Consider the following 5,230-nt stretch of genomic DNA (forward strand, 5'->3'; position numbering starts at 1 on the left):
CCCCCGACGCAGGAGCCGGTGCGGCCCACGACCGAGCCGCCGACGACCGAGCCGCCCCCCACGCAACCGCCGCCCACGAAGCCCACCGTGACCGGTACGCCGGCCACCTCCACCGGACCGCCACCCCGTGCCGAACCGCCCACGCCGCAGGCCGTCGCCCCGACGACCGACGACCCGACGCCCTCCGACGGCACGTCACCGTCCGACTGAGGACGACGGGGGAGCCGGCCCGAGGCCGCTCAGCAGAACTTGTCGAAGGCGCTCGTCGCGCCGGCCAGGAAGCCCTGCTCGTAGGCCTTCTCGATCGCCTCCTGCCGGGCCGTCAGGCCCTGGTGGTGCCGCGGCCGGGGCGTGTCGTTGTCGCAGCTCTCCTGGGCGGCCGCCTTGCCCGCCTTGACGCCGTCGGCGAAGCCGCGGTCCCGGGCGGCCCGGACGAGCTCCTTGTCCGTCTCCTTGTCGGCCCGGACGGCCTTGCAGCGCACGACCGTACCCACCTGGGCCTGGACCAGGTAGTCGCCCGGCGGCAGCCCGCTCCTGGTGAAGAAGCCGGGCGGATTGAATCCGTCCAGGTTCCCCAGCCCTTCGGCGTTCCCGCTGCTGCCGCGCAGCGCGGCCCCGCGAGTGCCGACGAAACCGGTGCCGGTCACCGTGACCGTGGTCCCGTCGTCGGAGGGTTTGACCGTACAGCTTCCGGCGGTGACGGCCGCCGGGGCGGCCCCGGCGGTGACGGCCGCCGGGCCCAGCCCGAGGGGGACCACCACCAGCGGGAACAGCGCCGCCAGTCGACGGGTGCGACGGTTCACCGTCATCGCCTCCGGGTGGTCAGTGGTGCGTCTTGCAGAACTTGTCGAAGGCGCTCGTCGCGCCGGCCAGGAAGCCCTGCTCGTAGGCCTTCTCGACCGCCTCCTCCTGGGCCGTCAGACCCTGGTGGTGCCGCGGCTTGGGCTTCGGGCCGCGGCAGTTCTCCTGGGCCGCCTCCTTGCCCGCCTTGACACCGTCCTTGAACCCCTGCTGCCGCGCCTTGCGGATGGCGTCCTTGTCGGCGGCCGCGTCGGAGGGGACCACGGTGCAGTTCTTGAAGCCGCCCTTTTCGGGCAGGACCACAAAGTCGACCGTGTCCGCCTTCTGGAAGCGGGTCACCTGGAACGAGCCGTTCTGGATGCTCAACGGCTCCGTGCTCTCACCGTCGTTCAAGGACGCCTTGAGGTCGTTGCCCTGCTCGTCCGTCCAGCCGGACCCGCTGATGGTCACGCTGGTGCCGGCCGCGTTGGGTTTGACCGTGCAGGTGCCGAGGGCGGGCGCCGCGGTGGCCGTGGGGGCCAGGGCGGCCAGGCCGCCCGCGGCGAACGAGGAGGCGATCAGGGTGACGACCGCGGTGCGGGTGCGGCGGGGGTGCCGGTTCATGGAGTGACCTCCTTCGCGCCGCCTGCCTGGCGGCGGCTAGCGGGGAACGGCGATGACGCCCAGTGCTTGCGAGTTGTTGCCGGGAACCGTGTCGCCCGCCACGCTGATGCTCGCGTGGACCGCGCCCGGACCCTGGCTCTTGACCATGGCCAGCAACGGGATCTGGCCCTTGACGCCCTTGGGGAGCGTGCCGCCGGTGCAGTGGAAGCCGCTGCCGGACGCGGCGCACTGCAGACCGTTGAACGTCCCGGACTCCGGCGGACGCCGCATGGTCAGGGAACCCGAGGTCTGCACGTCCACGGTCACGTTCTTCGCCTCGGCACCGGCGTTGGTGAAGTAGACCCAGTAGTTGCGGTTGGTGCCGACCGGGGGGTTGGCCTCCCCCTCGATGGTCGTGATGGAGACGTCGGTCGCGGCGCTGGGCGAGCTGGCGGGCTCGGCGCAGACCTTGTTGGACTCCATCGTGGTGCCGAAGGCGCCCATGGGGCCCTCCTCCGGCGGGATGACCGTCTCGATGACCGCGCAGTAGCCGGTGTCGGGCCGGATCCCCGCGTTCACGGTGCGCACCACCGTCCGGTTCACGCTCGGGACCTGCCCGGCCACCTGCACCCTCCGGGTCGAGCCGCCACCGCCCTGGGGGGTGAGCACCACCCAGTGGCTGCCGTCCCGGGTTTCGGTGTCCCGGAAGCTGACGGTGACGTCCGGTGCGTCGAGCTGCAGGCTGATCAGGGCGGTGGACGACGCCGGTGTGGCCAGACCGACGGCCAGCCCGCACGCCATGCCGCCCGCCATCGACGCCCGTACCAGCCAGCGGGCCCTTGTCACGCGTGTCATGGGGATCCCCGTTCTCGGCAGAGGGGAGAGGACGGGGGCGCCGCAGCAACGCCCGGGCGGGCGTGCGCGCCTCGCACGACCACGGTCGCGGGGCGGGCGCACCGCCGCCTCTCCCATCGTCGCGCCGGTCGGCCCCGCTGTCGAACGGGCCCCGCTAACGGCCCTGTTCCACGGCGGCCGCCACGTCCGCCAGGTCCTTGGCGATCGCCTTGGCCACGGCCCTGGTGCCCAGCCGGTTCAGCAGCCGCAGCAGCAGCCCGGGCCGGCGGCCCGGCGCGGGCCGCGCGCGGAACGTCATCCGGACGGTCGTACGGTCCGGGCCGTGCGCGGTCACGTGGAACTCCGACACGTAGTGCACCCCGCCGTGGTCGGCCTCGGCGACGTAGCGCACCGGGGCGTCGCACTGCGTGACGTACATCTCCTCCGTGGCCTGCCTGCCGAACATCCGGCGGGTCTCGCGCCAGCGGGTGCCGACCCCGAAGGGCCTGGAGGTCAGGACCTCCACGGTGTCCACGCCGGTCAGCACCTCGGGCATGTCCTCCAGCGTGGTCAGCGCCTGCCAGACCCGCCCGGCGGGGGCCGCCACCACGCGTTCGACCGAGACCTCGGGATCGTCCATGCCCGGATTGTCGCCCGGGGCCGCGGCCCGCGCACGGCGCCGATCGGTGAGACCCTGGCTGCATGGCCGACAGGGGAGACTCCCCGGAGGTCGAGTGGCCCGCTCGACCGGATCTGAGCCTGGCGCTCAACCGCATGGGCACCTTCGACTGGGACCTCGACGGCGGGCAGCTGCACCTGGACCCCACCGCCCTGGAGGTCTTCGCGTTGCGCGCCGACGAGTTCGACGGCACCCCCGCGGGGCTGCGCTCGCGCGTCCCGCCCGCCGAGGAGGCCCGGCTCGACGCACGGGTCGCCCAGGCGCTGAAGGACGGACGCAGCGAGTACGGCGCGTACTTCCGCATGCGGCGGCCGGACGGCAGCAGCCGGTGGACCCACATCCAGGGCCACATCCGGCGGGACGCGTCCGGCCGCCCGTACCGGATCATCGGGGTGGTGCGCGACGCCGACCTCGACCCGCGCGAACCCGGTGCCCACGGCGAGGCCGACGAGAGCCGGCTGCGGATGACCGGGGTGGTCGAGCGCACCACCGCGATCCTGGCGCACGCCCGCACGGTCAACGACGTGACCGACATCCTCACCGACCCCGAGGCGCTGGGCCATCTGGGCGCGGTCAGCGTGATGCTCGGCGTGGTCGACGGCGCACGGATCCACCTGGTGGCGGAAGGACAGCTCGGCAGCTACGTGCCCGAGATCGAGTACACCCGCATCGACGCCGAGTTCCCGATGAGCGTGGCCGTCCGCACCATGCGGCCCGTGCTGCTCGCCTCCCGCGAGGAGTTCGAACGGCGGTATCCGATGCTGTGGCCGTACATCGAACCGCTGGACGTGCGCAGCGGGGTGTACCTGCCGCTGATCGCGCAGGGCCGGCCCATCGGCGCGCTCGGGCTCCTCTACACCCGGGAGGGCGACTTCACCGCCGAGGAGCGCAACGTCCTGGTCGCGCTGGGCAGCGGTATCGCGCAGAGCCTGCAACGGGCCATCCTCTTCGAGCAGGAGCACGACCTGGCGGAGGGCCTCCAGCGGGCCATGCTGCCCCGGCGGATCCCGGCGGTGGCGGGCGCCCAGATCGCCGTACGGTACCGGGCCGCGCGGATGGGGCGGGACATCGGCGGCGACTGGTACGACGTGATCCCGCTCGGCGCGGACCGGGTCGGCGTGATGGTCGGCGACGTGGAGGGGCACGACACGGACGCGGCCGCCGTCATGGGCCAACTGCGGATCGTGATGCGGGCGTACGTCACCGAGGGCCACACGCCGGGGACGGCGATGGCCCGGGCCTCGGCGTTCCTGCGGGAGCTGGAGACGGAACGGTTCGCCACGTCCACGTACGCCGAGGTGGACCTGGGCACGGGGCTGGTCCGGCTGGTCCGGGCCGGGCACCTGGAGCCGGTCGTGCGGCGCGGGGACGGCACCTGCCACCGGGTCGCGGTGGCGGGCGGCCTGCCGCTCGGCCTGCCGGCGCCGGCCCTGACCGGGAGCGGCTCCGGCTACCCGGTGACCACGCTGGAACTCCATCCGGGCGACACGCTGCTGCTGTGCACGGACGGGCTGATCGAGCGGCCGGGGGCCGATCTGGACCGGGGCATGGGGGAGTTCATGACCGCGGTGGGCACGGGCCCGACGGACGTCGAGGAACTCGCCGACCTGCTGTGCGACCTGGTCGGCGACAGCGGGGGCGGGGACGACATGGCCCTGCTCGTCCTGCGCCGGCGCGGCAGCCCGGGCCCGCGCGGCAGCGGCCCGCTGCGCCAGCACCTGGCCCCCGGCGACCCGGAGGGCCCGGCCACGGCCCGCCACCTGGTCCGCGCGGCGGCGGCCGCATGGGGCGCGCCGGACCGGGCGGACGAGATCGAGCTGGCGGCGGACGAACTGATGACCAACGCCCTGGTCCACACCCAGGGCGGCGGCGAGGTCAGCCTCCGGCTGACCACGGACGGCCGCATCCGCGTCGAGGTCGAGGACACCTCCAGCGCCCTGCCGCGCCGCCGGGAGGCCGGCGACTGGGCGGTATCGGGCCGCGGCCTGCTCCTGGTCGACCAACTGGCCGACGCGTGGGGGGTGGAACCCCGCGGCGGAGGCAAGTGCGTGTGGTGCGAATTCCACGTCCCACCGGCCTAGCCGTGGGGCCACCGGGGCCCGGCCCCGGCCCCGGCCCGGCCCTGGCGGGGGTGGCGTGCGGCCCGGCCCGCGCTGTCCCTGCCCGGCCCGTCTGTGGCCTGGGCCGTGGCCTGCGGCCGGTGGGGTAGGAGCCCGGCCTTGGCCAGGCCGCCCTGGCGCGTGGGCCCGCAGCGGTGGCTGCGGGCCGCCCGGCCTGCCTTGCCCGGCCCTGGCCACGGCCGGTGGCCTGCGCGCCTGTGGGCCGGGTGGGTGG

General features: G+C 74.5%; 5 protein-coding genes. 1 reads left to right on the forward strand and 4 read right to left on the reverse strand.

Going from position 1 to position 5,230, the window contains the following annotated elements:
• Positions 1-239 precede the first annotated feature (239 nt).
• From EF918_RS31960 to EF918_RS31975, 4 genes are all read right to left on the reverse strand, one after another.
• Complete coding sequence (locus EF918_RS31960; RefSeq protein ID WP_125652413.1) at positions 240-809, reverse strand: hypothetical protein; 570 nt, start codon at positions 807-809, stop codon at positions 240-242.
• A 13-nt stretch (positions 810-822) separates the two neighbouring features.
• The gene (locus EF918_RS31965; RefSeq protein WP_125652414.1) at positions 823-1,404 is read right to left on the reverse strand and encodes a hypothetical protein; all 582 of its coding nucleotides are present in this window, start codon (positions 1,402-1,404) and stop codon (positions 823-825) included.
• A gap of 36 nt (positions 1,405-1,440) precedes the next feature.
• A complete protein-coding gene (locus EF918_RS31970) occupies positions 1,441-2,238 on the reverse strand; it encodes a DUF11 domain-containing protein (protein WP_125652415.1) in 798 nt (265 codons plus the stop codon).
• Between the two features lie 154 nt (positions 2,239-2,392).
• Positions 2,393-2,857 carry an SRPBCC family protein gene (locus EF918_RS31975; protein ID WP_125652416.1) on the reverse strand — a complete coding sequence of 155 codons (465 nt, stop codon included), beginning with the start codon at positions 2,855-2,857 and terminating at the stop codon, positions 2,393-2,395.
• 62 nt (positions 2,858-2,919) lie between these two features.
• Between EF918_RS31975 and EF918_RS31980 the strand changes: the two genes are divergently transcribed.
• A complete protein-coding gene (locus EF918_RS31980) occupies positions 2,920-4,977 on the forward strand; it encodes a SpoIIE family protein phosphatase (RefSeq protein ID WP_125652417.1) in 2,058 nt (685 codons plus the stop codon).
• The last annotated feature ends 253 nt before the right edge of the window (positions 4,978-5,230 follow it).

Source organism: Streptomyces sp. WAC06614, from assembly GCF_003949795.1.
In the GTDB taxonomy this organism is placed as follows: domain Bacteria; phylum Actinomycetota; class Actinomycetes; order Streptomycetales; family Streptomycetaceae; genus Streptomyces.